A 26912-nucleotide genomic window follows, 5' to 3' on the forward strand; every position below is an offset into this window, starting at 1 on the left:
ATACCCTCAGTCAGCCAACGCCCGCAAACGCCCCGCACGCCGGTACGACTGCCGGGCAAAGCACACGAACAAGCCGGCCATCAGTGCCAGCGCCATCGGCAGACCATGCGGCGCCACGTCCATCGCCGCACCGCTCAACAGCGGCCCGACCAGGCTACCGACACCCCACAGCAACCCTACGCTGGCGTTGGCGGTAACCAGGTCCTGGCCCTTGAAGCGCTGCCCGATCAACACCAGCGCCAAGGTGTAGATACCTCCGGCCACGGCCCCCAGCAGCACCAGCAGCGGCCAGAGCAGCCAGGCCATGTTCAGCAGCCATGGCAAGCCGATACCGATCGCCATCGCCACCAGCCCGCAGGCCAGGTGCAGCCCGGTACGTTCGACCCGGTCGGCCAACCAGCCCAGCGGCAGCTGGAACAGCATGTCGCCGGCAAACACCACCGTCACCATCAACGCCGCCACGCCCACGGCAAAGCCATGGCTGCTGGCATAGACCGGCAGCAGCGACAGCACCACCGCATCGAAGAACGAGAAGAACAGCACCGCCACGCACAACGCCGGTGCCACGCGGAAGAAACCGGCCAGGCCGAAGCTTTTGTCGCCTTCTTCATGTTCGACAAAGTCGTTGGGCACGGTCAGCACGATGCACAGCAATGCCAGGCCATAGCAGGCGGTGACCACGGCGATGATCCATGGGCTGTCGGCACCCAGCACGGCCAGCATGGCCGGGCCGAGCACCTGGAAGCCGGTGAAACTGGTGGCGTACAGGGCCATGATCTTGCCGCGGTTATGTTCCGGGCACAGTTCGTTGACCCACGATTCGCCGAGGATGATGGCGATACCCATGCCCAGCCCCAGGCCCAGGCGCAGTAACGCCAGCAGCCACAGGGAGCCGAACGCCGATTCGAGCAGGGCGATACTTACTGTGCACAGGCTGAAGCACAGCAGATAGAGGGTGCGCCGGGTGAAATGGCGGCAGCAGCAATCGACCAGAAACGCCGAGAGCATCATGCCCGCAGCAGGAATGGCCGAGATGACGCCGATCTCCAGCGTGCTCGCCCCGGCCTCATGCAGGCGCAACGACACCAGCGGCAGGCTGGCTCCCAGGCTGAAACCCACAACCGAGACGGCGAACAACAGGCCCGCCAGCAAACGCATGTTCATGTACCACTCCTTGCAAACCAAAAAGACGTGCAGACACAGGCGCGCACGCCAGGACGGCGCGCGACGCGAAAGCGCAGATCAGGTCAGGCGAGGTGTGGCGAGAAGGTGAAGGCAAACAGCACGCTGCGGCGGCGCTTGAGCACAGTGTCGCTCGGCCACGCACGACGCAGAGCCTGGAGAGCAGGCTGGCGGGCGTTTGGCTGGGACTGGGTACGGCGCATTGCTATGGCTACTACGCAGGTGGCTGGGGAAGAGGCGGCACTCTAGGCCAAGGGGGTCAGGTCGTCAATCGCCGGGGCTGCCTTGCAGCCCCGGCAAGATCAATGCTTACCGGTACTCGGCAAGAACACCGCCAACAACCCGAACAATGGCAGGAACGAGCACAGCCCATATACATATTCGATGCCGCGCAGGTCTGCCACATACCCCAGCAGTGCCGCGCCAATGCCGCCGAAGCCGAACATCAGCCCGAAGAAAATGCCGGCGATCATGCCGACGCTGCCTGGTACCAGCTCCTGCGCATACACCACGATGGCGGAAAACGCCGAAGCCAGGATGAAACCGATCACCACGCTCAGCACCGCGGTCCAGAACAGGTCGGCATACGGCAGTGCCAGGGTGAACGGCGCCGCGCCGAGGATCGAGAACCAGATCACCGCCTTGCGCCCGATGCGGTCACCGATGGGCCCACCAAAGAACGTACCCGCCGCCACCGCACCGAGGAACAGGAACAGGTGCAGCTGCGAGCTGGCCACCGATACCTGGAATTTCTCGATCAGGTAGAAGGTGAAGTAGCTGGTGAAGCTGGCCATGTAGAAGTACTTGGAGAACACCAGCAGCCCCAGCACGATCAGCGCCGCGACCACCCGCGTGCGGGAAATGCCGTGGGTCGCCTGCACCACCTTGCGCGCCTTGGCCTGGTTGAGGTGTTCCTTGTACCAGTTGCGCAGCATCAGGGTGACGCACAGGAAGAACAACGCGGCCAGGCCGAACCAGGCCACATGGCTCTGGCCGAACGGAATGACGATCGCCGCCGCCAGCAGCGGACCCAGCGCCGAACCGCTGTTGCCACCCACCTGGAAAGTCGACTGGGCCAGGCCGAAACGCCCGCCCGAAGCCAGGCGGGCGATGCGCGAGGTCTCCGGGTGGAAGGTCGATGAGCCGATGCCTACCAGCGCCGACGCCAGCAAGATCATGGGGAAGCTGCCGACGAAAGCCAGCATCACGATGCCCACCAGGGTGCACAGGGTGCCGAGCGGTAACAGGTTGGGTGCTGGCCGGCGGTCGGTGAAGAAGCCGACCCAGGGCTGCAGTAACGAGGCCGTGATCTGGAAGGTCAGGGTGATCATGCCGATCTGGGCGAAACTCAAGTCGTAGTTGGCCTTGAGCATCGGATAGATCGCCGGCAGCACCGACTGGATCAGGTCATTGATCAGGTGCGCCAGCGCGCAGAAACCGATGATGCGCATCACCAACGGCGTAGCGTGGCTCGCCGCTGCACTGGTGGACGCCGTGGAGGCGCTGATAGCCATGTGCCTGAATCTCCGTCCGTAGTCTGGGATCCGATTATCAGGAAATAGATAGCTACCTAGCTACCTTTTTTACAGCCCTGTCATACATTTCCTGGAAATGGGCTGACTCCGATTAGCCCCCTCCCTGCCTCATCCCCGCCATTGCTGGGTGAAACGGCCTTGTCGCTGGCAGACCAATCCCGTCAGCGCAGGTAGAAACCGTGCCTGGCCGCTAAGTTTTTGAAAGCGTGCAAATTTTTTTTGAAATGAGTGTTGACAGGGGGGCCGTTCAAGAGAATAATGCGCGCCATCGGCTACATAGCTCAGTTGGTTAGAGCATAGCATTCATAATGCTGGGGTCCGGGGTTCAAGTCCCTGTGTAGCCACCAAACAAAGACGAAGGGCTTACCGCAAGGTAAGCCCTTTTTCTTTGCCTGCAGAAAACTCGCCCTCCCTCACTTCACCCCGGCGAACGCCACGGCCAGGCCTAGACCGATAAGCGCGACGCCGATCATCCGGTCGACCAGCTGCTGCTTTGCCAGCAGCGCCTTGCGCAATACCGCATTGGAAAAGAACACCGCCACCAGGCTGAACCAGGCCCAGTGAGCAAACGACATGAACCCGCCATAAGCCAAGTCCAGTGCCAGTGAGCTGCCCGGCTGAACCACCTGGGTATAGGCACTGATCACGAACAGCATGGTCTTGGGGTTGAGAGCATTGGTCAGAAAGCCGGTACGCAGTGCAACCAGCGAACCCGCTTGGCCCGCCTCCCCGTCCACGCTTACCTGGCTGCGGCGGGTCAGCAACCGGTAACCCAGGTAGATCAGGTAACCCGCCCCGAGCACTTTCATGGCCAGGAACAATGCCGGGCTGTGGCTGATGATCAGGGCAATCCCCAGCACCGTGTACAGCACGTGCACCTGCACGCCCAGCGCAATGCCCACGGCGGCAGCCAGCCCGGCCTTGCGGCCCTGTGCATAACTGCTGCGGGTAACCATGGCGAAATCCGCGCCGGGGCTGATGACGGCGAGCAGGGTGAACAGGGAGATGGCGATGAGTTCGGTCATGACGGGCTCTCGATAGACGATGGAAATGCACAGATGCGTTGATTATCGAGCGCTTATGAACATGGAAAAATCGATTTAAAGTGAGATGAATCTGCTAGTTTTTCTCACTGATCATAAGGGCCTGTGCCGGCCTCTTCGCGGACTTACCCGCGAACAGGCCGGCACAGGCAAACAGGGACGCCATGAAGCTGCCGCCACTGAACGCCTTCCGCTATTTCGACATCGCCGCGCAGACCGAAAGCTTCGTGGGCGCAGCCGAGCACCTGCACGTCACCCATGGTGCGGTCAGCCGCCAGGTGCGCCTGCTTGAAGAAAGCCTTGGCGTGGAACTGTTCGAACGCCGCAACCGGGCCATTTTCCTGACCCCGGCCGGGCGTGCCTTGCACAGCACTACCCAGGCGATTTTCGAGCAGCTTGAAGGCGCAGTGCAGCGCCTGCAACAACAGGGCCGCGATAATGTGCTGGTGCTGTCCTGCGAGCCCACCATCGCCATGCGCTGGCTGATTCCGCGTCTGCCCCGCTTCCACGCTGCCCATCCCGACCTGCAGTTGCACCTGGTGGCTGCAGGCGGGCCGTTGGACTTCAGCCGCAGCGGCGTCGACCTGGCGATCCGCCGCGACGACTTCCATTGGGGCAACCAGCTGCATAGCGTGAAGATTTGTGATGAATGGATCGGCCCGGTGTGCCACCCCACCGCCAACGTGCGGCTCGACCACCAGCGCCTGCTGCACAGCAGCACCCGCCCCGCTGCCTGGCCCACCTGGCTGCGCCTGAGCGGCCAGCAGGCCCGGCATAGCGAGCGCAGCGACTACGAGCACTTCTACCTGTCGATCCAGGCCGCCAGCGCTGGCCTGGGCTTGGCCATGGCCTCCGCCCTGATGGTACGCGACGAACTCGACAGCAGGCAGTTGCAAGCCCCCTTCGGTTTTGTGCGCGACGGCTCGGCCTATCACCTGCTCAGCCCCCAGCCTTTGCAGGACGACGGCAAGCGCCAGCGCTTCGCCGCCTGGGTGACGGACGAATGCCGCAGTTGCCTGGCTCAGCTGGGCCTGGTGCAGAACGACGAACCCGAACGGCCGTCACCGCCCCAGGTGCGATAGCCTGCGGTATCGATGTGAATGCGCCCGCTCGGGTAGCGCCCAAGCCCCATGTTCCAGGCCTGGCCGGATTGCTGCCAGAAACGGCATAGCGGGTTGGGGTCGGCCCACGCCGGCAGCAGGATATCCACCGCAAAGGCGCGAGTATGCGCGCTACCCACGGCACCCCCCGCGCAGCGGTTGAGGCCTGGGTCACGGTAGGCCGACACCACCTCGAACTGGCGCAGGATGCCTTGTTGGTCGAGCACCTTGATCAACGACAGCGTGGCCCGCACTGCCGGCCAGTTGCTCGCAGGCGGCAGCGCAAAAGGCGAAGCCCGGCACAGCCGCCAGTCCGAAGCCGAACGCAGCAACTGATGGATCGGCACCACACCATACAGGCGGGCGTCCACCAGCATCTGGCGAAATGGCCGGGTCTGATGGTCCCCGGCCCATTGCGCGAACATCCAGAGGTCACGCTCATCGGCCTGCACCGCAGCCCCCAGCATGCCCAGCGCCAGCAGCAACCATCTAGCCCTTTCCATCCCTGTTCTCCCTGCCCCAGTATGTGCAACGCTGCCAAACACGGCGGCGCACGACAAGGAGTTAAGCATGCACAAGATTGCCCTACCGGGCCTCATCGCCCTCGCCTTCAGCGGCCTGGCCGCAGCCGACGCGCACATCGACCTGGGCGACACCCAACGCGTTACCCGCCTGTTCGCCTTCCCCAACAACTGCCACGTCATCTGCTATCGCGACTGGACCCTGGAACAGACCGTCGAGCACTACCTGACCCAGAGCGTACGGCGCGATGGCCATGCCGATGCCCAGGTAAAGGTCAGCCGCGACAACGACCGCCTGCAGGCGACCATCACCGGTGTACCCGCCAGCTATGCCAAGCCCCTGCGCAAACTGCTCGACACCGGTGAACTGGCCTACCAGGGCGCCACCCAGCTGAACAAGGACGGCAAATGGTCCTACGACTGGTACCTGTTCCTGCCGCTGGGCATGGCCCTGCAGAACCGCCGCAGTATCGAGCTGCTGCACTTCCCGCCGGATTACTCGCTGACCCAGGCCCAGGATTACCTGCGCTCCAACACCACCGACCGCTGGGCCGAGCTGCTGACCTTCAACGGTGTCGACGCCAGCCAGACCCCGGCCTACCAGACCATCATCGATATCGCCCCCATCGCCGCACCGGCCAGCGCCGGTGAAACGCTGAAGGACACCTACAGCTACTTCAAGGACTATCAGGTGCGCATGGTCAGCGAGATGACCCTGCAGAACCCCGCCAAACCGCTACCGATGGTTGCCTTCGGCGCGCCGGTGCGCAGCTGGATCCAGCAGCAATACGGCCCGCAGGTGAATGTGCTGGGTCTGGTCACCATCAGCCCGCAAGCCGGGGCCAAGGTGCCGGTACTGGGCGCCAACCACCCCAGTGCCATCTGGTATGCAGCGGACAAGGATAGCCATGGCGGCAATCAGGACGCAGCCGATGCCGCCGGGCTGAAGATGATGGGGCAGGATCTGACAGCCGCCTGCTGGCAAGCCGGGATGGGGCGCAATCAACGGGCCGATGCCAAGCTGACACTGGATGCCTGCGCGACCAAGTGGCAGGTGACACAGAAAAAGCAGACCTGTGAACTGTTCTTCCGCACTGTGCGCAAGTACACGCCGGAGCAGGCTGCAGCAAAATGCAATACCGCCAGCGTGACCCGAAGCCTGCGCGAACTGGACAAGCCGGTCGAGGCTCAACCGCAGGGTCTGTAAACGACATCCGGTGTCTTCGCGAGCACGCTCGCTCCCACAGGTAGCATAAGCCTCAGGCCTTGCACTTCATCTGTGGGAGCGGGCATGCCCGCGAAGGGGGCCGTGCAGGCCTGCTCAGTCTTCGAGCAGGGTACAGGCCATCACCAGCGCATCCTCGCGGCCGCCGGCGATCGGGTAATAGTCGCGACGGCGCCCGATTTCGTTGAAACCATAGCGCTCGTACAGGCGATAGGCAGACTGGTTGCTGGCACGCACTTCCAGGAAACACTCGCGACCATTGAGCTGGTAAGCCCGGGCCATCAGGTGTTCGAGCAGGCGCAGGCCCAGGCCACGGCCCTGGTTTTCCGGCTTGACCGTGATATTGAGCAGGTGCGCCTCGTCGATGATCACGTTGATCACGCCATGCCCCACCTGCTGCTGGCCGTCGAACATCAGCCAGACTTCGTAGGATTTGAGCGCATCCTGAAAGATCCCACGGGTCCAGGGATGACTGAACGCGGCATATTCAATTTTAAGTACGGCATCCAGATCCGCCTCGGTCATCGGGCGGAAGCTGATCGAGTCACTCATTCAACGCTCTTCCAGCGCGCCATCAGCTGGCGCATGGCTTTCCAGACGTCCGCCTTGCGCTGCGGCTCGTCCATCAACAGTTCAAGGCCCGGCAAGGCCCAGGCGTCGCCCAGGCCCTCGAGCGTCAGGGTTTGGTAATAGGCGTCGCTGTCGGCATTGGCGGCAAAGCGCAGCGCCGGCAGGCCGACCAGCCACAGGCAGGCGCACGGGGCGTCTTCCAGGCGCGCCTGGACAAAGCCCTGGACAAAATCGCGCGCGGCCTCCGGGCCCTGGTCCAGGTTGCCGCGCACCAGCAGCGGCCAGCGCACCGGTTCGCCGATGATCTGCGGGGCGTCGGGCAGGCCGGCGGCGCGCAGCATGTCCTTGAGCAGCAGGTAGGACGGGTCGCGGCTCTGGAACGGCTGGCCGGTGGCCAGTTCCACCAGCAGCAGGCAGCTGCCGGCGCGCAGCAGCTGCAGCGAGAAGCGCGGGGGCGGCACGGGTGCCGGGCGAGCGGCTGCGACCGGCTCCTCCGCCTCGGCGGCTTTGGCGACCGGTTTGGGCGCACTGGCCGGGCGCGGTATTTCGATTTTCGGGCGCTCGCCGGAACGCGCCTGCGGGGTGGCGGGCGCTTCGTTGGCGGCTGCGGGCCTGACTTCGAAATCGAGGTCTTCGACCGGAGCCACCGGCAGCAGCAGCTCGGGCCGCGACGGTGCAGCGAACGGCAGTTCGGCGCGCGGCAGCCAGTGCACCACTTGCATGGCGGAAAGGTAGGCGCGGCGACGGGGTTCGGTGAGCAAGGGGCGGGGTTCCGAGGGGTGAAGACAAAGGGCCATTCTAACGCCGTTGGCATGCGAGTGCCGCAACTGGTCGGCGGATTTTTATTGCCTGTACCGGCCCTTTCGCGGGCACGCCCGCTCCCACAGGGCCTTGCGCAGTACCTGTGGGAGCGGGCGTGCCCGCAAAAGGGCCAGTGAAACCCTCATCAAAGCAAGGGTGATCCCCCATTACAGACCAAGGGGTGAAAACCTCCCCCCCGGATGCAGTACAATCGCCCCCTTTTTCTTGGCAACGAGTCGAAGCCAATGATCGAACCCAAGCGCGTCCTGCGCGCCCTAGCCGAACACTGGGCCCTGATCGAGCCGCTGTGCGAGCGTTTCGACCAGGGCACCCTGAGCCTGGTCGAACTGCGCCAGCATGTTGCCCGTCAGCAGGTCGAGAGCACCCCGCAGGACATCACCCAGCTGCTCGACGTGTGGATCCGCCTGGACATCCTGGTCCCGGTGGCCAAGAGCCCGAACCGTTTCGAGCTCAACGCGCAGATCCACGACTTCCTCGCCTACCTGCGCCGCGAACACCGGCTGGGCCTGTGCCTGGAGATCGAAGCCTACCTGCGCCACCTGGAGCGCCTGGCCGGGCATATCCAGGACGCCTTCGACAACCGCGACAGCGACGACCTGGCGCGCCAGTTGCGCCTGCTCGACATGCGCGTGCGCGATGTACTTAAGAAGCTCGACAACGACGAACAGGCACTGGTAGCCGTGGCCGAACGGGCCAAGACCAGCAACCGCCAGATCCCGCTGCGCCAGCGCTATGCCGAAGTACTGGCGACCTGGGACGAGTACGTCGAGCCGATGATCCAGCTGGTCAACGCCGACGGCGCCTTCGAGCAGGGCGTGCGCAAGGTCGAGACCGTGCTGCTGAAACTGCTCGGCGAACAGGCGCGCCTGGGCCACCTGGTCGACGACGACATGCTGCTGCGCACCCACGCGCGCATCCTGGAAATGCAGACCAGCGCCCAGCTGACCCTGCGCCATGCCCGCGAACTGTTGCTGCCGCTGCGTGAAGAAGCCCGCCGGCACAATGCCGTGACCCGTGGCGCCGCGCTGGCCCTGTCGGTGATCCGGCGCAAGGGCATCGACGCCGTGCCGCAAGCCGCGATGCCGTTGTTCACCCGCCCGCAAAGCACTTTCCTCGGCAGTGCCAGCCAGGTTGAAGCCTACGTCTACGCCCTGGCTCGCTTCGAGCCCAAGCCGGCGCGTTTCCCCAAGGCCCACAAGACCCAGTCCGGCGCCCTGCCCCGTGCACCGCGTACGGTCAAGGAAATGGCCGAACGCTGCGAACAGGCCCTACCGCTGCCCGACCTGATGGTCTGGCTGCTGGAACAGGAACCGGAAAGCGCCACCGACGAGCTGCTGTACTGGTTCTCGCGCCTGTCGCGGGAAAAGCGCTTCAAGCGCGAACGCCTCGACCGCCGCGAATACACCACCCAGGAACACCTGGTCAGCCTGCGCTCGTTCGCCCTGACCTCCAGCCGCGAAGACGCCACTGCGTCTACCGAAACCAACGCGAGCCCAGCCCATGCATCTTGATCTTTCCGAACTGTCCCAGCTCGCGCCGATCTTCCGCGAGCTGTTCAAAGGCTTCCACGTCAGCCGCCGCGACCCCGAGCTGTACGCCCAACTGTCCAACTTCCAGGACCAGTACCGCACCCTGTTCAAGGCCCTGGGCTTCGAACTGGTGTGCGACACCCGTGGTTTCTACTACTTCGTGCCGGACATGACCGCCGCGCAGGTCAACAAGACCGCGCAGCGCCTGTCGCTGTTCACCTTCATCCTGGTCGAGCACCTGGCCGATCAGGGCCGCGACCCGATGGCGGTGCTCGATGGCGGCAGCATCGGCCGCGACGAACTGCCGTCGCTGCTGGACAAGTATCGCGACCTGTTCCTGCAGGCCGAAGTGCAGACCGTGGACGAGCTGGAAGAAAAAATCCTGCGGCGCATGACCCAGCTCGGTTTCGCCTTCGAGGAAGGCGGTATCTACCGCTTCCTGCCGCCGATGCACCGCTTCCTCGACGTGTGCCTGGCCGTGCAGCAGGACCGCGACCTGGCGGCCACCCTGCACAGCGACCTGCCACTGCCGACCCCGGTGCTGGTCGAGGAAGAAAGCGCCGAAGAACTCAACCGCACCGACGACCCGCTCGACCTCAGCCCCTTCGAGGGTGAGGAAAGCGAAGAGGAAGCCCTCGCCCGGGCGATCCGCGAAGAGCAACAGGAGATTGACGCATGAGCCAGGAACGCTACGGCATCCGCCGCTTCGCACTGCTCAACACCGCCGGCTACAGCCTTGGCCTGTTCCCGCTGGAGCAGCCGCTGTCGGTATACGGTGCCAACAACCTGGGTAAATCGGCGTCGATCAACGCCCTGCAGTTCCCGATTCTGGCGCGCATGTCGGACATGAGCTTCGGCAAGTACAGCCTGGAGCAGTCGCGCCGCTTCTACTTCGCCAGCGACACCTCGTACATTCTCTGCGAGCTGAGCCTGCCCCACGGCCCGCACGTGATCGGCGTGGTCGGCCGTGGCCCGGGCGGCGGTTTCGGCCACCAGTTCTTTGCCTACAAGGGCGAACTGGACCTGGCCCACTACCAGAAGAACGACACCTGCCTGCGCCAGAAAGAGCTGTTCACCAACCTCGAACGCCTGGGCATAAAGGCCTATGAAGTGAAGCCGGACGAGCTGCGCCGGCTGCTGGTCGGCGGCCACACCTCGGTGCCGCTGGACCTGACCATGATCCCGCTGCGCTCGACCAGCGAGCAAAGCCTGAAAACCTTCCGCGCGCTGTTCATCAACCTGCTGCACATGCGCGAAATCACCGCCGCCAAGCTCAAGCAGCTGTTCCTCGATGCCTTCGAGCACAGCCTGCGCTCCGGCAGTGTCGACTACATCGCTGCTTGCGAAGAGGCCTTCCGCGATGTACGCCGCATGGAGCAGGACTACAACGCCCTGGTCGCCGCCGGCCCACTGGTCGAGGCCCTGGCCGGGGGTGTAGCGCAGCGCGACATCCTGCGCGGCAAGCTGCACCGCATTTCACCAGTGCTCGACACCCTGCTGGCCACCTGGCAGGAATACGCCATGGCACGCAAGGAAGAGCTGGTGATCCAGGCCGAGCACTACCGTGGCGAGCAGGACCGCCTGCAGAACGACCAGCGCGGCGGCACCCAGGAACTGATGCGCCTGGAGCGGGAAATCACCGGCATCCAGCGCTGGCTGGGCGAGCTGTCGGTGCTCAAGCACCGCTTTGCCCTGGTCGATGACGTCAAGGTCCTGGAGCAGCAGTTGCTGGCAGCCAAGGACGCCCACGACGAACTGGCCGGCGCCCTGGCCCAGTCGCGGCAGTTCAGCGCCGAAGACCTGGACGAACGTGTTCGCGACCTGGAAAAACGCCTGAAGCAGGTCCGCCAGCAGCTCGACCACGCAGACAACAACAGCTACGCCCGCCTGCGCGAAGAGTTCTCGCAGCAGGACGTCGACCGCCTGATGCGCCTGTTCAACGGGGCACTGTTCAGCCTGCCGCTGGGCGACCGGGGTATCGAGCTGGACGACAGCGAGCTGTGGGTAAAATCGCTGGAAGCGGTGCTCGACGGCTTCAAGGGCGAGCGTTTCGAGGCGCCCGGCCTGTCCATCGACCTGTCGCACATCGACCCGCCGGCACTGCAGGCCCTGGCCGACCGCGCCGCCCTGCGCGACCAGAAGGAGCGCCTGGAAAAGGAGCTGAAGCAGCTCAAGACCCAGCAAGCCGTAGCCGCCGACCGCTCCGCGTCCAAGGCCCAGACCGAAGCCCTGTACCAGCAGGTGCTGGACGCGCAGAAAGCGCTGGAAGACTTCCGCCGCAGCGAAACCCTGGCCGCCGAAGAGCCCGAGAAGCTGGAGCAGCTGGCGCAGCTCGAAGCCGCCCAGGACGAACTCAAGCGCTCCAGCGATGCCTTCACCGAGCGCGTCCAGCAGCTGTCGGCCAAGCTGCAGCTGGTAGGCCGGCAGATCGGCGACCTCGAAGCCAAGCAGCGCACCCTGGAAGACGCCCTGCGCCGTCGCCAGCTGTTGCCGGCCGACCTGCCCTACGGCACGCCGTACATGGAGGCCATCGACGATTCGATGGACAACCTGCTGCCGCTGCTCAACGACTACCAGGACAGCTGGCAGAGCCTGCAGCGGGTGGATAACCAGATCGAGGCGCTGTACGCCCAGGTACGCCTCAAGGGCGTGGCCAAGTTCGATAGCGAAGACGACATGGAACGCCGCCTGCAACTGCTGGTGAACGCCTATGCGCACCGCACCGACGAGGCCCTGACCCTGGCCAAGGCCCGTCGCGCCGCGGTCACCGACATCGCCCGGACCTTGCGCAACATCCGTAGCGACTACGACAGCCTCGAGCATCAACTGGCCCTGTTCAACCGCGAGATCAACCGGCGCCAGGTGTCCAACCTGGAGAGCTTCCGCGTGGTGCTGGCACCGAACAAGGAGGCGCTCAAGCACATCGACCAGATCATCCACAGCGCCGGCCAGTACGAAGAGGGCGAGACCCTGTCGGTGTTCGACCTCACCCAGAGCGCCGAGCAGGACAACAAGAACGAAGAGGCCAAGGAGTATCTGGCACGCCTGGTGGCGGCCAACCACAACCAGCTGGGCCTCAAGGACCTGTTCGAACTGGCGTTCGAGATCACCAAGGTCAACGGCCAGCCAGTGATCCACGCCGACATCGACGGCGCGGCATCCAACGGCACCACCATGACCATCAAGGCGCTGACCAACATGTACCTGTTGCTGCACCTGATGGACCGTGACCTGGCCGGGCGCATCCGCCTGCCGTACTACCTGGACGAAGCGGCGGACATCGACGAACGCAACCAGGCCGCACTGCTGGAGACCAGCCTGCAGCTGGGCTTCGTGCCGATTCTGGCGAGCGTGAAGCCGCAGGTGTCGGCGCGCGTGGCAATCGACCTGGAAGGTGGCAGCGGGCCGAACGGTATCTACATCGACGAGGCGGACTGGAAGTTCATCAGCCGTCGGGATGAGGTGAAGGCGGTTGTGCGTGAGGATCATCAGGCCGAAGAGTTGGCCTGATATCGGAGTAGTGGGGCCGCTTGGCGGCCCTTTCGCGACACAAGGCCGCCCCCACATTGACCGGTGTACGCAGGACCTTTGTGGGAGCGGCCTTGTGTCGCGATGGAGGCCAAAGGCCTCCCGGCGATCTGTCAGGCTATCAATGAGCCCAAGGCAGAATCGGAATCGCGGTCACCGCATTCTGCGGGCTGCCTTCGATCATGCGGTCGCTGTACACCAGGTACACCAGGGTATTGCGCTTCTTGTCCAGGAAGCGCACCACCTGCATGGTCTTGAACACCAGCGAGGTGCGTTCCTTGAACACCTCCTCGCCATCCTTCAGCTCACCCTTGAAATTGATCGGCCCCACCTGACGGCAGGCAATCGATGCCTCGGCCCGGTCTTCCGCCAACCCCAGCCCACCCTTCACGCCGCCGGTCTTGGCCCGCGACAGGTAGCAGGTCACGCCCTCGACCTTGGGGTCGTCGAACGCCTCGACGACAATTCGATCGTTCGGCCCGAGGAACTTGAACACGGTGGACACCTGGCCGATTTCCTCAGCCCCGGCCAGCATCGGCAGGACCAGTGCCACCACGGCAATCATCCTTTTCAGCACGTAGGCCCCCTCAGACCAGAACCAGGTTATCGCGGTGCACCAGCTCGGGCTCCGCGATGTAGCCGAGGATACCTTCGATGGCATCCGATGGCTGGCCGATGATCTTCTGCGCCTCCAGGGCGCTGTAGTTGGCCAGGCCGCGCGCCACTTCATGACCGTCCGGGCCGACGCACACCACCATTTCGCCGCGGCGGAAGCTGCCTTGCACGGTCTTCACGCCAACCGGCAGCAGGCTCTTGTTGGCCTGGCGCAGGGCCTGCACGGCACCAGCATCCAGCACCAGGGTGCCACGGGTCTGCAGGTGGCCCGCCAGCCACTGCTTGCGCGCCGCGAGCATGCCGCGCTCTGGCGACAGCAGGGTACCCAGGCGCTCGCCGGCCTTGAGCCGGTCCAGCACGCGTTCGATGCGGCCACCGATGATGATGGTGTGGGCACCGGAACGCGCCGCCAGGCGTGCGGCGCGCAGCTTGGTCTGCATGCCGCCACGGCCCAGGGCACCACCGGTGCCGCCGGCCACGGCATCCAGCGCCGGGTCGTCAGCGCGGGCTTCGTAGATCAGCTGGGCTTCGGGGTTGTTGCGTGGGTCGGCGTCGAACATGCCATCGCGGTCGGTGAGGATCACCAGCAGGTCGGCCTCGACCAGGTTGGCCACCAGCGCCGCCAAGGTGTCGTTGTCGCCGAAACGGATCTCGTCGGTGACCACGGTGTCGTTTTCATTGATCACCGGCACCACGCCCAGGTCGACCAGCGTGCGCAGGGTGCTGCGGGCGTTCAGGTAGCGCTTGCGGTCGGACAGGTCGTCATGGGTCAGGAGAATCTGCGCGGTGTGCTTGCCGTGCTCGCCGAAGCTCGATTCCCAGGCCTGCACCAGGCGCATCTGGCCAATCGAGGCGGCCGCCTGCAGCTCGTTCATCGCACTCGGTCGCGAAGTCCAGCCCAGCTGGCTCATGCCGGCAGCCACGGCCCCGGAGGAGACCAGAACCAACTCCACGCCCGCCTCACGCAGCGCAACCATCTGCTCGACCCAAACGGCCATGGCACCGCGGTCGAGGCCCTTGCCATCGGCGGTCAGCAGAGCACTGCCAATCTTCACGACCCAGCGCTTGGCGCCCGTCACCTTGCTTCGCATCTTCTTCCAACCTATGTCGAATCTGTAGATACCGTGGATACAAAAACGCCGCTCCCGAGAGCGGCGTTTAGTGTACTGCAACCGGTCAGTCGCGCACGTAAATGATTTCCGGGCCGTCTTCGTCGTCCTCGAAATCATCGTCCCAACCGTCATCGTCGCCGATGTCGTGCACGCTCTTGACGCCAGTACGACGCAGGGTTCGAGCGTCGTCCAAGGCTTGCAGCTGGGCACGCGCCTCGTCTTCGATGCGCTGGTCGAGGTCGGCCAGCTCTTCGGCGTAGGCCGGGTCATTGGCCAGGCGGTCGGCGCGGTCTTCGAGGTAGCGCATCAGGTCGTGGCTGAGCTTCTCGGTGCCCTGCTTGGCGATGGCCGAGATCACGTAGACCGGGCCTTCCCACTGCAGGCGCTCGACCACTTCCTTGACCCGCTCGTCGCGCTCGTCATCCATGACCATGTCGGCCTTGTTCAGCACCAGCCAGCGCTCACGCTCGGCCAGCGACGGGCTGAAGCGGGTCAGCTCGTTGACGATGACCTCGGCCGCATCGGCCGGGCTGCTACCGTCCAGCGGCGCCATGTCCACCAGGTGCAGCAGCACGCGGGTACGCGCCAGGTGCTTGAGGAAGCGGATCCCCAAGCCGGCACCTTCGGAAGCGCCTTCGATCAGGCCGGGGATGTCGGCGATCACGAAGCTCTTCCAGCGGTCGACGCTGACCACACCCAGGTTCGGTACCAGGGTGGTGAACGGGTAGTCGGCCACTTTCGGCTTGGCCGCCGAAACCGAGCGGATGAAGGTACTCTTGCCGGCGTTCGGCAGGCCCAGCAGGCCGACGTCGGCCAGCACTTTCATTTCCATCTTCAGGTCGCGCTGTTCACCCGGCTTGCCTGGGGTGGTCTGCCGCGGTGCACGGTTGGTGCTGGACTTGAAACGGGTGTTGCCCAGGCCGTGCCAGCCGCCCTGGGCGACCATCAGCTTCTGCCCCGGGGTAACCAGGTCACCGATCACTTCCTGGGTGGAAGCGTCGATCACGGTGGTGCCGACCGGTACGCGCAGGAACAGGTCGTCGCCTTTCTTGCCGGTGCAATCGGTACTGCCACCGTTGGCGCCACGCTGGGCCTCGTGGTGACGGGTGTAGCGATAGTCGACCAGGGTGTTGAGGTTTTCGTCGGCGACCATGTACACCGAGCCGCCGTCGCCACCGTCACCGCCGTTGGGACCACCGTTCTCGATGAACTTCTCGCGACGGAAGCTCATGCAACCGTTGCCACCGTCACCGGCCTTGACCCGAATGGATACTTCGTCAACAAACTTCATTCAAAACCGCCTCTCGCCTTCCGACGAGCTGAATACTGATAAACCTGAGGCTCTTGCAAAAATGAGCGCGGCGGCCCCGTACGACCGTAGAAACCCACGCCGGCAGCCCATACAAACAGCTTTGCAAGAGGCTCACCACAAACGAAAAAGCCCCGTCGCATGACGGGGCTTCTGGAGCGACGTCGCGATTAAGCTGCGACGATGCTCACGTAACGGCGATTGAACTCGCCTTTCTTCTCGAACTTGATCACGCCTTCGATCTTGGCGAACAGGGTGTGATCCTTGCCCATACCAACACCGTAGCCGGCGTGGAATTCGGTGCCGCGCTGGCGGACGATGATGTTGCCTGGCTTGATAACCTGGCCGCCATACATCTTCACGCCAAGGCGTTTCGATTCTGAGTCGCGACCGTTACGAGTACTACCACCAGCCTTCTTGTGAGCCATGGTTCAATTCTCCAAATAAATTCAGGGGATCTAGGGGATTAAGCCTGGATACCGGTGATTTTGATCTCGGTGAACCACTGGCGGTGGCCCATGCGCTTCATGTGGTGCTTACGACGACGGAACTTGATGATGCGAACCTTGTCGTGGCGGCCTTGCGAAACGACTTCGGCCACTACTTTAGCGCCAGCAACAACTGGAGCACCGATGGTGACTTCTTCACCGTTGGCGACCAGCAGAACGCGATCGAAGGTCACGGATTCGCCAGTGGCGACTTCCAGTTTTTCGATCTTGAGGAATTCACCTTCAGCGACTTTGTACTGCTTGCCGCCGGTAACGATTACTGCGTAAGACATGGTATTTCTCCGATAATCCTGCTCACCCAGCGCTTTATATGATGAGTATTGGCTGGCATGGCTGCACAGGGCTGGAACGGCCCGGTGCAATTGCGTAAGGCAGGTGCTGCCCAGGAAGTTAGGGTGCGCGATTGTACGCAACCGCGGTTTTGCTTGCAAGTACCGCCCCCGGGCAGGCGGCACCGTGCCTTGACACACCGGGACCCGCGACCTAGCATGCCGCGCAACCTCACTGGAGCAGCCGATGCAACCCCAATCCTTCTACCGAGCGGTGGCTGATGATTTCAGCGCCGTCGACGAGATCATCAAGAAGCAGCTGACCTCGCGCGTGCCGCTGGTATCGAAGATCGGCGACTATATCACGTCGGCCGGCGGCAAGCGCCTGCGTCCGCTGCTGGTACTGCTGTGCGGCAAGGCCCTGGGCCGCGAAGGCGACGACCTGCGCCTGCTGGCCGCCACCATCGAGTTCCTGCACACCGCCACCCTGCTGCACGACGACGTGGTCGACATGTCCGGCATGCGCCGTGGCCGCTCCACCGCCAATGCCCTGTGGGGCAATGCGCCAAGCGTGCTGGTGGGCGACTTCCTCTATTCGCGCTCGTTCGAGATGATGGTCGAACTCGGCTCGATGCCGGTCATGCAGATCCTGTCCAAGGCCACCCGGGTGATTGCCGAGGGTGAAGTGCTGCAGCTGTCGCGGGTACGCGATGCCAGCACCACCGAGGAAGTCTACATGGAGGTCATCCGCGGCAAGACCGCGATGCTGTTCGAGGCCTCGACCCACAGCGCCGCCGCGCTGGCCGATGCCAGCGACGAGCAGCGCGAAGCCCTGCGCACCTTCGGCGACCACCTGGGCGTGGCCTTCCAGCTGGTCGACGACCTGCTGGACTACAAGGGCGACTCGCAAACCCTGGGCAAGAACGTCGGCGACGACCTGGCCGAAGGCAAGCCTACCCTGCCACTGATCTACACCATGCGCGAAGGCACCGCCGAACAGGCTGCCCTGGTGCGCCAGGCGATCCAGAAGGGTGGCCTGGAAGACCTCGAGCAGATTCGCGCGGCGGTCGAGGCGTCGGGTGCACTGAACTACACCGCCGAGCTGGCGCGTGACTACGTGAAGCGTGCCATCCAGTGCCTGGAAGTGCTGCCGGCCAGCGAATACCGTGATGCGCTGGTCGAGCTGAGCGAATTTGCCGTAGCGCGCACTCACTGATAGATCGCGTCAACTTCATTCGCGGGCTTGCCCGCTGCCACAGGATCAGTGCAGCCCTTGAGGTTGGTGCTATCCCAGTGGGAGCGGGCAAGCCCGCGAATGCTTTTGTCCGGACATAATCCCTTCTGAACAAATACCTCTTACAATGTTGGGCTTTTACCGCCTGTCTGTTTGAGGAACCGAAGTGAGCACTCTGCCACCCTGCCCAAAATGCAACTCCGAATACACCTATGAGGATGGCACTCAGCTGATCTGCCCTGAATGCGCCCACGAATGGTCGGCCAGCGGCGATGCCGAGGCAGCCAGCGACGAGGTGGTAAAGAAGGACTCGGTCGGCAACATCCTGCAGGACGGCGATACCGTCACCGTGATCAAGGACCTCAAGGTCAAGGGTTCGTCCCTGGTGGTCAAGGTCGGTACCAAGGTCAAGAACATCCGCCTGTGCGATGGCGACCACGACATCGACTGCAAGATCGACGGCATCGGCGCCATGAAGCTGAAGTCCGAGTTCGTGCGTAAAGTCTGATAACGCAGAAACCGCCAATTGGCGCTTGCTATTTAGATAATAAGAATTATTCTCATTGGAGCCACTATCCAAGGAGAATAGCCATGACTTATCTGATCGACGCCTGGCTGGACCGCCCCCACCCCTATCTGCGCATCCTTCATCGGGAAACCGGCGAAGTATGCGCGGTGCTTGAAGAAGAAGCGCTCGACGAGCTGCGTGACCAGGGTGACCTGGACATGAGCGGGCTGAACTCGAGTGAACCTGGGGTGCTCAAGGAGCTGGTGCGCAACCTGTTTCTGTTCTGCTATGCGCGGGCATTGCGCCCTGGGGGAACGGACTGGAATTGAGGTTGGCAGGCCCGGCCTCATCGCTGGCACGCCAGGCTCCTGCAGGGACCTTGAAGTCAATGCGGTCGGTGTGGGAGCTGGCTTGCCGGCGAAAGGGCCGCAAAGCGGCCCCAGCGGTATTACAGAACGTCGAGCAGCTCGACGTCGAACACCAGCACGCTGTGCGGCGGGATGCTGCCGACGCCCTGGGCGCCGTAAGCCAGCTCGCTCGGCACGTACAGGCGCCATTTGCTGCCGGCGTTCATCAGTTGCAGGGCTTCGGTCCAGCCAGCGATCACGCCACCAACCGGGAATTCGGCCGGCTGGCCACGATCGTAGGAGCTGTCGAACACAGTGCCGTCGATCAGGGTGCCATGGTAGTGGGTGCGAACGTTGCTTTCGCGGGTCGGCTTGGCGCCTTCACCTGCGGTCAGCACTTCGAACTGCAGGCCCGAAGCCAGGGTGGTGATGCCTTCGCGCTTGGCGTTCTCAGCCAGGAATTCCTTGCCAGCGGCGGCAGCGGCTTCGGCCTTGGCGGCCGCTTCAGCTTGCATCACTTCGCGGATGACCTTGAAGCTGGCCGACAGGTCGGCTTCGCTGACGCGGCTGTCGGCACCGTTGAAGGCGTCGGTCAGGCCGGCCAGGATGGCTTCCAGGCTCACGCCTGGTGGCGGGTTGTCACGCAGCTGGCCGCCCAGCTGACGGCCGATGCCGTAGCTGACGCGAGTTTCGTCGGTGGACAGGTTGAGTTCGGACATTGTCGTGCTCCACTGCAGGGCGCAGTGAAGCCGCGCCCTTGATGAAAAGGGCGAGCAGCCTAGCACACTGGGGCGCCGCGAGCAGCTACCAGGCCGAGCGCTGGGAAATCGGCACCTTCAAGTCTTCTTCCGGGTGCGTACCCATGCCACACATTTCGTCCTGCACCGACCAGTGCACCAGGTTCATCGAAACCATGGGAATGGTTTGCAGCAGCTTGCGCGCATCCTCTACCGAGTGCACGCGCAAGCGTTGACCACGGGTGTCGGACAGCGGATGGGCGTGGCCTTTGACCCGGGCCTCGAGCAGGTAGTCACCGCCTTCGATGGCGATCAGGTTCAGTTCTTCGACATGGCCAGCTCTGGCCTCGGTGTTGAGCTGATGCAGGTTCATGAGAGCACCTCGGGACGGGAACCACGCATGAAAGCTCATTTTTTGTACAGAAACGCAGAATACACAAGGTACGACTGACGCCGCTCGTCAGTTAGGCCGAGGCGGCCCCTTCGCCGGCTTGCCCGCTCCCAAAGGGATTGCGAAGAGGCCTGACAGCACTCAGTGCTTGGTGAGCTTGTCCAGGTAGCCCATGCAGAACGCCGAAACCACAAAGGTCATGTGGATGATCACGTACCACATCAGGTAGTCGGTGGAGATGTTCTGCGCATCCATGAACACCCGCAGCAGGTGGATGGACGAAATGGCCACGATCGACGCCGCGACTTTCATCTTCAGCGACGAAGAATCCATCTTGCCCAGCCAGTTGAGCTTTTCCTTGCTTTCGTCGATATCCAGTTGCGAGACGAAGTTTTCATAGCCGGAGATCATCACCATCACCAGCAGCCCACCGACCAGCGACATGTCGATCAACGACAGGATCACCAGGATCAGGTCGGCTTCGCTCAGGGCGAAGACGTTGGGCAGGACGTGGATCACTTCCTGGAAGAATTTCAGCGCCAGGGCCAACAGGCCAAGGGACAGACCGAAGTAGATCGGTGCGAGCAGCCAGCGCGAGGCATACATCGCGTTTTCGAGGATACGTTCCATGGAGGGTTGGGACTCATCAGGTGACTAAAAAAGCGACGGCGAGTATAGCCAGCCACCTGTTGCAGCAAAAGCCCGCTGAAAAGGGGCTGCGCTGCAGCCCGGTAATGCTTCAGGTTTCAGGATGAAACTGGAAATCGCCAAGGTTACGACAACGATCGCCATTGATCCGCCGCAACTGCGCCTGCAGATGCAAACACCAGATCTGCGGGTCCTCGGCCACCTGGTAGCCATGCAAGGTCAGGCTGTCGACAATGGCATTCATTACCGACTCGGCCACCAGCGGCCCATGAAACGGCCCCTGGGCCTTGATCGCGGAAGGCTGTTCACCGGCCATTCCGGCAGCGAACAGCAGCGTCCACATACCGTTGTCCCCGGCCAGCGGTCGGATGCAACATTCGATACGGGTCACCAGGCCCAGGCACTGGCGTGTGAGGCTGAGGTTGCGCATGGCCGCGTCCCCTCCAAAGAGCCTTGTTCAGCCTGGAGTCAGGCTGTTTCCATCCTGAACGCTGATAACGTCCTTAAGTTCCAGCATAGAAGAACAGCACGAAAAGATGGAAAACCGGCGCTGAACGGTAGCACATCGCCGCCAGCGCCGATTTATTGACTCAGGCCGGCTTGGCCTGGGCAATCACCTCTTCCAGGCGCTCTTTCTCCGCCTTCTCGATTTCTTCCTCGCCGATCATCTCGGCAATCTCGCGCAGGCGCTCTACTACGCGGGCATTGACGCTGCCTTCCGTGAACTGGCCCTTGTCATCCAGCACGCCGGCCTCCTCGCCCACCAGCAGGCTCAGCGCCTCGTCGGCCTGGCTGACCGCATAGACATGGAACATGCCGTTCTCCACCGCCTGCAGCACGCGCTCGTCGAGCATCAGCGTGGCGACGTTGGCACGCGGGATGATCACCCCCTGCTCGCCGGTCAGGCCACGCGCCTCGCACAAACGGAAGAAGCCTTCGATCTTCTCGTTGACCCCACCCACCGCCTGCACTTCACCAAACTGGTTGATCGAACCGGTGATGGCGAAGCATTGCTTGAGGGGGGTGCGCGACAAGGCCGAGATCAGCGTGCAGGCCTCGCCCAGCGAGGCGCTGTCACCATCGACATAGCCGTAGGACTGTTCCAGGGCAATGCTCGCCGAGATCGCCAGCGGGAACTCCTGGGCATAACGGCTGCCCAGGTAGCCGGTAAGGATCATCACGCCCTTGGAGTGGATTGGCTGGCCGAGGTTGACCTCGCGCTCGATGTCGACGATGCCGCTGCCGCCCGGGTAGACGGTGGCGGAGATACGCGCCGGCATGCCGAACGCCGAATCGCCCACTTCGAGCACGGTCAAGCCGTTGCACTTGCCGATGGCCGCGCCTTCGGTATCGATCAGGATGATGCCGGCCAGCATGTCGTCCAGCACCCGCTGCGAAACACGCCCGGTGCGGGTGGCCTTGGCCTTCAGTGCACGTTCGATATGGCCGGCGTCGGTCATCTCGTCACTGGCCAGCTGGCGAATGAAATCGGCTTCGCTGACCAGCTGGAACAGGTCACCGATACGCGCCGACAAGCGTGACTGGTTTTCTGCCAGGCGGGCGCTGTAGGTGGCCAGGCGCGCCACCGCATCACTGGTCAGGGGCGCCATGCCCTCTTCGTTGGTGCGGGTGCGCAACAGTTGGGCGAACTGCTCCAGGTTCTCGTCGACCATGGGCATGTCTTCATCGAAGTCCACCAGCACCCGGAACATCTCCTGGAAGTCCGGGTCGTGGTCTTGCAGCGCATAGTACAGCTGGCGCGAACCGATGATGATCAACTTGACGTTCAGCGGGATCATCTGTGGCGTCAGGCTGACGGTAGCCACGCGGCCCAGCTCGCCCAACGGCGACTCCATCTTCAGCTTGCGCGACTGCAGGGCACGCTTGAGCGCGTCCCAGACAAACGGCTCGCCGAGCATCTTCTCGGCTTCGAGGATCAGGAAACCACCGTTGGCACGATGCAACGCGCCGGGGCGCAGCTGGCGGTAAGAGGTATACAGCGCGCCCTGGTCGGTGCTGTATTCGATGCGGCCGAACAGGTTGTCGTAGGTCGGGTGGGGCTCGAACACCACCGGCGCACCGCCGTCGGCGTGGTGGCCGACCACCAGGCTGGGGGCATACTGCTCTTCGAGCAGCTTGCGCGCGGCGGCGTCACTCTTGCTGTCGTCGACCAGTTGCTCGACCACCGTACGCAGCAGGTTCAACTGCACCGACTGCAGGTAGGCACAGACCGCCGCGTTCTCCGCGTATTTTTCCGACAACGGTGCCAGCAACGGCTGCAGGGCCAGGGTGATGGTTTCTTCGTTGAGCTGGCGCAGCTGGTTGTTCGACTCGCGCTTCCATTGCGGCAGGCTGGCCAGCTCTTCGTTCAGGCGTTCCTCGAGCAGGGCGATGTCTTCGTGGAACTGCTCGCGCACCTCTTCCGGCAACTGGGCGAATTCGGCTTCATCCAGGGCCTTGCCGTCGGCCATCGGGGTGAAGGCGACATTGCTGGCGTCGCGGTACAGGGCCACGTCCTTTTCCAGCGAGGCGCGCTCGATCACATCCAGGGCGCGGTCGTAGCGCTGGTTGAAGGCACGGTCGATGGCACCTTTCTTCTGCTGGTAGGACGGGTGCTCGAACACCGCCGGGAACGTCGACAACAGGTTGTCGATCAGGCCGTTCATGTCGGCAATGAACGCCCCGGCGCTGCCGGAGGGCAATTCCAGCGCGCGCGGCTCACGGGTGTCATCGAAGTGATTGACGTAGACCCAGTCCGCCGGGGTTTGCTGGCGCTTGCCCTCGGCCTTGAGGTAGCGCTTGACGAACGAGAAGCGGCCGGTGCCGGGCTCGCCCATCACATATACGTTGTAACCGGGGCGCGGCATGGCCACGCCGAACTGCAGGGCCTCGACAGCACGTTCCTGGCCCAGGACTCCGCGAAACGGCTCCAGATCGTCGGTATTGGTAAAGGCAAACTGCTCGGGGGAGAAACGCCGGGTCAGGGCTTCAGGCGCGAGACGCAGGCGCGCAGCGACAGGATCGGGCATTGGGTTTCCTTACTTCGGCGGGGCAGATACGCAGCATTCTGGCGCTGCCCGCGCGCGCCTTGCAAGGCTCCGCAGGACTTTATCTCGCAGCCGCAGCGGGTCATCCGACAGCAAATTTTTCGCAATCAGCAACGCAACCTTTAGATCGTGCCTAAACTCCAAGCTGCGCGGGTGGGTGAAAAGCTTTCCCGACCTGGCAACCGAGTTGCCAGAAACCCTGACCCTTGGTTAAGTCAAATAGAGAACAAATGCTATGAAACGGATTCTTCTGGGTACTCTGTTCACCGTGGTTTCGCTTAACGCCATGGCCGAAGCGCCAGGCGGCCCGAACTGCGGTTGGGGCAACATGCTGTTCGAAGGCCAGCGTGGCACTCCGGCACACTTCCTGGCTTCCACCACCAACGGCACCTCCGGTAACGCTACGTTCGGCATGACGTCCGGCACCAACGGTTGCTCGACCAAGGCTTCGCTGACCTACGGCGGCAAGTCCTGGTTCGCCATGAACGGCATGATGAACGAGCTGTCCGAAGACATGGCCATGGGCCAGGGCGAAGCACTGACCACCTATGCCGTGGTGCTCGGCGTGGCCCCGGAAGACCGTGGCTACTTCGCAGCGGTCACCCACCAGCACTTCAACCAGATCTTCAGCAGTGCCGACGTCACTGCCGAAACGGTACACAGCAACACCCTGGCCGTTCTGAAGAACGATCCACGCCTGGCCAAATACGCCACCGAGGCCTAAGCGCAGCTGCTCCCGCCCCGGCTACGGGGCGGGTTTCGCCTTTTTTCGGCATCGTTAAGAAGTAGTTGCCCGATATGCTCAAACGCCTCGTTGCCCTGGCGCTGTGTGCCTGCGCCCCTGTACATGCCACACCTGTGCTGGACCAAGGCCGTCTCCAGCAACTGGCCAACAGCCCCTACTGGATTGCCCTGGGCCATTACGAAACCGCCAAGCTCGGTGGCTGGCGCAGCTATGTGGACGATGACGCGTTCTTCCTCGCCCAGGATGGCGCGCACCACCCCGACCAGGAGCTGCAAGCCACGGTCGAAGCGCTGTACGCCCCGGCCAGCCTCGGCGACCAGCACGCCCAGTGCCGCTTCCCCGCGCGCACCCGCTGGCTGCGCAAACAGCTCGACCTGCAAGGCTTGCCACAGCCGGCCTGCCAGGAATTCACCACCTGGTACCAATCGATCGACCCGCACAGCGCGGCGCTGATCTTCCCGGCGGCCTACCTGAACAGCCCGTCCTCGATGTTCGGCCATACCTTGCTGCGCATCGACCAGTCGAAAACCCGCAGCGACGACACCACGCTGCTGAGCTACGCGATCAACTTCGGCGCCTATATCGAAGGCAGCGACAACAGCATCCTGTATGCCTGGAAAGGCCTGATGGGCGGCTACCCGGGGCTGTTCGCACTGATGCCCTACCAGGAAAAACTCTCCGAGTACCGCAGCCTGGAAAACCGCGACCTGTGGGAATACCAGCTGGACCTGACGCCAGCCGAAACCGGGCGCATGGTCGAGCACGTGTGGGAGCTGAAGCAGATCCAGTTCGACTACTTCTTCTTCGACGAAAACTGCTCGTATCGCCTGCTGGAGTTGCTGCAGGTAGCCCGGCCGAGCCTGGACCTGACCTCACAGTTCCCGCTCACGGCCATCCCCACCGACACGGTGAAGGCGGTGCGCCAGTCCGGCCTGGTCTCCAGCGTGAAATACCGCCCTTCGCGCGAGCGCGAGCTGCTGGCCCGGGCCGAACCGCTGGACCATCATGAAAAGCAGCAGGTGCTGGCCATCAGCGCCGACACCGCACAGCTGCAGAGCCGTGACTTTACCGCCCTGCCCCGCCAGCGCCAGGCGCTGGTGCAGGATGCCGCGTATCGCCTGGAGCGTTACCGCGCCAACGGCCAGGAGCGCGACGCCGGCCAGGCCCGGCGCAGCTTCGAGCTGCTGCAGGCGATCAACCGCAACCCGCCACCAGCGCTGGACATCGAGCGCCCGGGGTTGCCCGAGGACGGCCACGAATCACGCACCTGGCAATTGGGCGCAGGCACCCGTGACGACCGCGCCTACGCCGAGTATGGCCTGCGCATGGCCTACCACGACCTGAATGACAACGCTTATGGCTTCCCGCTGGGGGCGCAGATCGAGATCCTGCAGCTGAAAGTGCGCCAGTACGAAGGCAACGACTGGCAGGTACAGCGCCTGGACCTGGCTACCATCCGCTCGCTGACCCCGCGCAATGAGCTGCTCAAGCCGTGGTCGTGGCAGGTCGCCGGTGGGCTGGAACGGGTACCGGGCAAGCATGATGACGAAGTGCTGGTGAGCCATGTGAATGGCGGAGCGGGCGGCACCTGGCAGCTGGCGGACGGGTTGCTGGGCTTTGCGCTGGGCACGCTTCGAGTCGAACACCACAATGACTTTGCCCAGTTCATCGCCCCGGCGGCGGGATTCAACAGCGGGCTGCTGTGGCGCAACGGGCTGGGCAACATGACGCTCGAGGCCAAGGGGGATTACTTCAGCAATGGCGAGGTGCGACGCAGCGTGAGCCTGAACCAGCAGTGGGAAATCAGCCAGAACCTGGGGGTGCGCCTGAGCGCCTCGCGCGAGTTCAGCCACCTGGCAACGGCGCAGAACGAGGTGATGCTGGAGTTGAAGTGGTACCACTATTGAGTGTGAACCAACCGACCCTTTGACACTGTTTTGACAGCCCCCCGACAAATCGCCACCTAGACTTTCCGGTATCTCTCCGAAGGTCCAGGTGGTCATGTCGCGGTATTGGTCGGGCTTGTGCATTGCCTTGTTGCTGGCGGGTTGCGAAACGACCCATGAACAGATGGTCAACCATGGCTATCCCCCCGCATTCGCCGACGGCTACGAAGATGGCTGCAGCAGCGGCAGGCAGGCGGCCGGGCTGATGGTCGGCGACTTCCGCAAGGATGTGCCACGCTACCTGCACGACCGACAGTACGAATCGGGCTGGGACGACGGCTTCCGCCAGTGCCAGGCCATGCAGAACAGTGAAGAACAGCGCCAGTACCACGAGCGCTTCTGGGATGAGCGTGAACGCGACTGGCAGCAGGAAAAGGATCGCGGCGCCGCCAAGGCTTATCGGCACGACTGAGTCGTAATCGGACATTCCTTGAAACCGG

At 63.4% G+C, this 26912-nt stretch carries 27 protein-coding genes and 1 tRNA gene; 12 read left to right on the plus strand and 16 right to left on the minus strand.

The genetic code is table 11. The annotated features are described in order from the left end of the window. Positions 1-6 precede the first annotated feature (6 nt). Positions 7-1164, minus strand: coding sequence for an MFS transporter (locus tag HU760_RS20790; RefSeq protein ID WP_186673828.1), 1158 nt, complete (start codon positions 1162-1164; stop codon positions 7-9). 320 nt (positions 1165-1484) lie between these two features. Then, entirely contained in the window at positions 1485-2696 is a 1212-nt protein-coding gene (locus tag HU760_RS20795) for an MFS transporter (protein WP_186673830.1), read from the minus strand. A gap of 291 nt (positions 2697-2987) precedes the next feature. Between HU760_RS20795 and HU760_RS20800 the strand changes: the two genes are divergently transcribed. After that, positions 2988-3064 (plus strand) — tRNA-Met (locus HU760_RS20800). 66 nt (positions 3065-3130) lie between these two features. Here HU760_RS20800 and HU760_RS20805 read toward each other — a convergent pair. Further along, positions 3131-3742: a LysE family translocator gene (locus HU760_RS20805; RefSeq protein WP_186673832.1), complete on the minus strand. Its 612-nt coding sequence runs from the start codon at positions 3740-3742 to the stop codon at positions 3131-3133. 182 nt (positions 3743-3924) lie between these two features. Between HU760_RS20805 and HU760_RS20810 the strand changes: the two genes are divergently transcribed. Further along, on the plus strand, positions 3925-4842 hold the full coding sequence (locus HU760_RS20810) for a LysR substrate-binding domain-containing protein (protein ID WP_186673834.1): 918 nt from the start codon (positions 3925-3927) through the stop codon (positions 4840-4842). On the opposite strand, the gene HU760_RS20815 is transcribed toward HU760_RS20810, so the two are convergent. Next, entirely contained in the window at positions 4782-5363 is a 582-nt protein-coding gene (locus tag HU760_RS20815; protein WP_186673836.1) for a D-Ala-D-Ala carboxypeptidase family metallohydrolase, read from the minus strand. The genes HU760_RS20810 and HU760_RS20815 overlap by 61 nt on opposite strands. Positions 5364-5430: 67 nt before the next feature. On the opposite strand from HU760_RS20815, the gene HU760_RS20820 reads away from it, so the two are divergent. Next, positions 5431-6588, plus strand: coding sequence for a hypothetical protein (locus HU760_RS20820; protein WP_186673838.1), 1158 nt, complete (start codon positions 5431-5433; stop codon positions 6586-6588). A gap of 114 nt (positions 6589-6702) precedes the next feature. On the opposite strand, the gene rimI is transcribed toward HU760_RS20820, so the two are convergent. Together rimI and HU760_RS20830 are read right to left on the minus strand one after the other, a co-directional pair. Continuing rightward, positions 6703-7158 (minus strand): ribosomal protein S18-alanine N-acetyltransferase, encoded by a 456-nt coding sequence (gene rimI / locus HU760_RS20825; RefSeq protein WP_085626970.1) that lies wholly within the window; start codon positions 7156-7158, stop codon positions 6703-6705. Further along, positions 7155-7937 (minus strand): energy transducer TonB, encoded by a 783-nt coding sequence (locus HU760_RS20830; protein ID WP_186673839.1) that lies wholly within the window; start codon positions 7935-7937, stop codon positions 7155-7157. The genes rimI and HU760_RS20830 overlap by 4 nt, the downstream gene beginning before the upstream one ends. Positions 7938-8222: 285 nt before the next feature. Between HU760_RS20830 and mksB the strand changes: the two genes are divergently transcribed. Genes mksB through mksF form a run of 3 tightly spaced genes read left to right on the plus strand, consistent with a single transcriptional unit; the run spans position 8223 to position 13037 of the window. Next, entirely contained in the window at positions 8223-9509 is a 1287-nt protein-coding gene (mksB, locus tag HU760_RS20835) for an Mks condensin complex protein MksB (protein WP_170028211.1), read from the plus strand. Further along, positions 9499-10206 (plus strand): Mks condensin complex protein MksE, encoded by a 708-nt coding sequence (gene mksE, locus HU760_RS20840; RefSeq protein WP_186673841.1) that lies wholly within the window; start codon positions 9499-9501, stop codon positions 10204-10206. The genes mksB and mksE overlap by 11 nt, the downstream gene beginning before the upstream one ends. After that, positions 10203-13037, plus strand: a complete 2835-nt coding sequence (gene mksF / locus HU760_RS20845; protein WP_186673843.1) for an Mks condensin complex protein MksF — start codon at positions 10203-10205, stop codon at positions 13035-13037. Before mksE ends, mksF begins: the two co-directional genes overlap by 4 nt. A gap of 139 nt (positions 13038-13176) precedes the next feature. Here mksF and HU760_RS20850 read toward each other — a convergent pair whose 3' ends face one another. The 5 genes from HU760_RS20850 to rplU all read right to left on the minus strand — a co-directional run bounded on the left by HU760_RS20850 (position 13177) and on the right by rplU (position 16872). Beyond that, positions 13177-13620: a CreA family protein gene (locus HU760_RS20850; protein WP_437179864.1), complete on the minus strand. Its 444-nt coding sequence runs from the start codon at positions 13618-13620 to the stop codon at positions 13177-13179. Between the two features lie 22 nt (positions 13621-13642). Beyond that, on the minus strand, positions 13643-14761 hold the full coding sequence (gene proB / locus HU760_RS20855) for a glutamate 5-kinase (RefSeq protein ID WP_186673845.1): 1119 nt from the start codon (positions 14759-14761) through the stop codon (positions 13643-13645). An 85-nt stretch (positions 14762-14846) separates the two neighbouring features. Next, positions 14847-16073, minus strand: a complete 1227-nt coding sequence (cgtA, locus tag HU760_RS20860) for an Obg family GTPase CgtA (RefSeq protein WP_186673853.1) — start codon at positions 16071-16073, stop codon at positions 14847-14849. A 188-nt stretch (positions 16074-16261) separates the two neighbouring features. Next, complete coding sequence (rpmA, locus tag HU760_RS20865) at positions 16262-16519, minus strand: 50S ribosomal protein L27 (protein WP_070092741.1); 258 nt, start codon at positions 16517-16519, stop codon at positions 16262-16264. Positions 16520-16557: 38 nt separating this feature from the next. Continuing rightward, positions 16558-16872 (minus strand): 50S ribosomal protein L21, encoded by a 315-nt coding sequence (gene rplU, locus HU760_RS20870; RefSeq protein ID WP_003247466.1) that lies wholly within the window; start codon positions 16870-16872, stop codon positions 16558-16560. Positions 16873-17116: 244 nt separating this feature from the next. Here rplU and HU760_RS20875 point away from each other — a divergent pair, with 244 nt between their 5' ends. The 3 genes from HU760_RS20875 (at position 17117) to HU760_RS20885 (ending at position 18940) form a co-directional block, all read left to right on the plus strand. Further along, positions 17117-18085: a polyprenyl synthetase family protein gene (locus tag HU760_RS20875; RefSeq protein ID WP_186673855.1), complete on the plus strand. Its 969-nt coding sequence runs from the start codon at positions 17117-17119 to the stop codon at positions 18083-18085. Between the two features lie 184 nt (positions 18086-18269). Beyond that, entirely contained in the window at positions 18270-18611 is a 342-nt protein-coding gene (locus tag HU760_RS20880; protein WP_009686103.1) for a zinc ribbon domain-containing protein YjdM, read from the plus strand. Between the two features lie 83 nt (positions 18612-18694). Continuing rightward, on the plus strand, positions 18695-18940 hold the full coding sequence (locus HU760_RS20885) for a PA4570 family protein (RefSeq protein WP_003256316.1): 246 nt from the start codon (positions 18695-18697) through the stop codon (positions 18938-18940). Positions 18941-19059: 119 nt separating this feature from the next. On the opposite strand, the gene bamJ is transcribed toward HU760_RS20885, so the two are convergent. From bamJ to HU760_RS20910, 5 genes are all read right to left on the minus strand, one after another. Then, positions 19060-19677 carry a BamJ family beta-barrel-assembly machinery protein gene (gene bamJ, locus HU760_RS20890; protein WP_170028204.1) on the minus strand — a complete coding sequence of 206 codons (618 nt, stop codon included), beginning with the start codon at positions 19675-19677 and terminating at the stop codon, positions 19060-19062. An 85-nt stretch (positions 19678-19762) separates the two neighbouring features. Continuing rightward, entirely contained in the window at positions 19763-20068 is a 306-nt protein-coding gene (locus HU760_RS20895) for a DUF6482 family protein (protein ID WP_186673857.1), read from the minus strand. Between the two features lie 159 nt (positions 20069-20227). Further along, positions 20228-20716: a TIGR00645 family protein gene (locus HU760_RS20900; RefSeq protein WP_170028202.1), complete on the minus strand. Its 489-nt coding sequence runs from the start codon at positions 20714-20716 to the stop codon at positions 20228-20230. A gap of 109 nt (positions 20717-20825) precedes the next feature. Further along, a complete protein-coding gene (locus HU760_RS20905) occupies positions 20826-21164 on the minus strand; it encodes a PA4575 family protein (protein ID WP_186673859.1) in 339 nt (112 codons plus the stop codon). Positions 21165-21324: 160 nt separating this feature from the next. Continuing rightward, positions 21325-23763, minus strand: a complete 2439-nt coding sequence (locus HU760_RS20910; protein WP_186673861.1) for a Lon protease family protein — start codon at positions 23761-23763, stop codon at positions 21325-21327. Positions 23764-24016: 253 nt separating this feature from the next. On the opposite strand from HU760_RS20910, the gene HU760_RS20915 reads away from it, so the two are divergent. From HU760_RS20915 to HU760_RS20925, 3 genes are all read left to right on the plus strand, one after another. After that, positions 24017-24505, plus strand: coding sequence for a DUF3015 domain-containing protein (locus tag HU760_RS20915; RefSeq protein ID WP_170028199.1), 489 nt, complete (start codon positions 24017-24019; stop codon positions 24503-24505). Between the two features lie 74 nt (positions 24506-24579). Next, positions 24580-26433, plus strand: a complete 1854-nt coding sequence (locus HU760_RS20920; RefSeq protein WP_186673863.1) for an Lnb N-terminal periplasmic domain-containing protein — start codon at positions 24580-24582, stop codon at positions 26431-26433. 94 nt (positions 26434-26527) lie between these two features. Continuing rightward, the gene (locus HU760_RS20925) at positions 26528-26884 is read left to right on the plus strand and encodes a hypothetical protein (RefSeq protein ID WP_186673864.1); all 357 of its coding nucleotides are present in this window, start codon (positions 26528-26530) and stop codon (positions 26882-26884) included. The last annotated feature ends 28 nt before the right edge of the window (positions 26885-26912 follow it).

This window comes from Pseudomonas oryzicola, from assembly GCF_014269185.2.
Taxonomy (GTDB): Bacteria; Pseudomonadota; Gammaproteobacteria; order Pseudomonadales; family Pseudomonadaceae; genus Aquipseudomonas; species Aquipseudomonas oryzicola.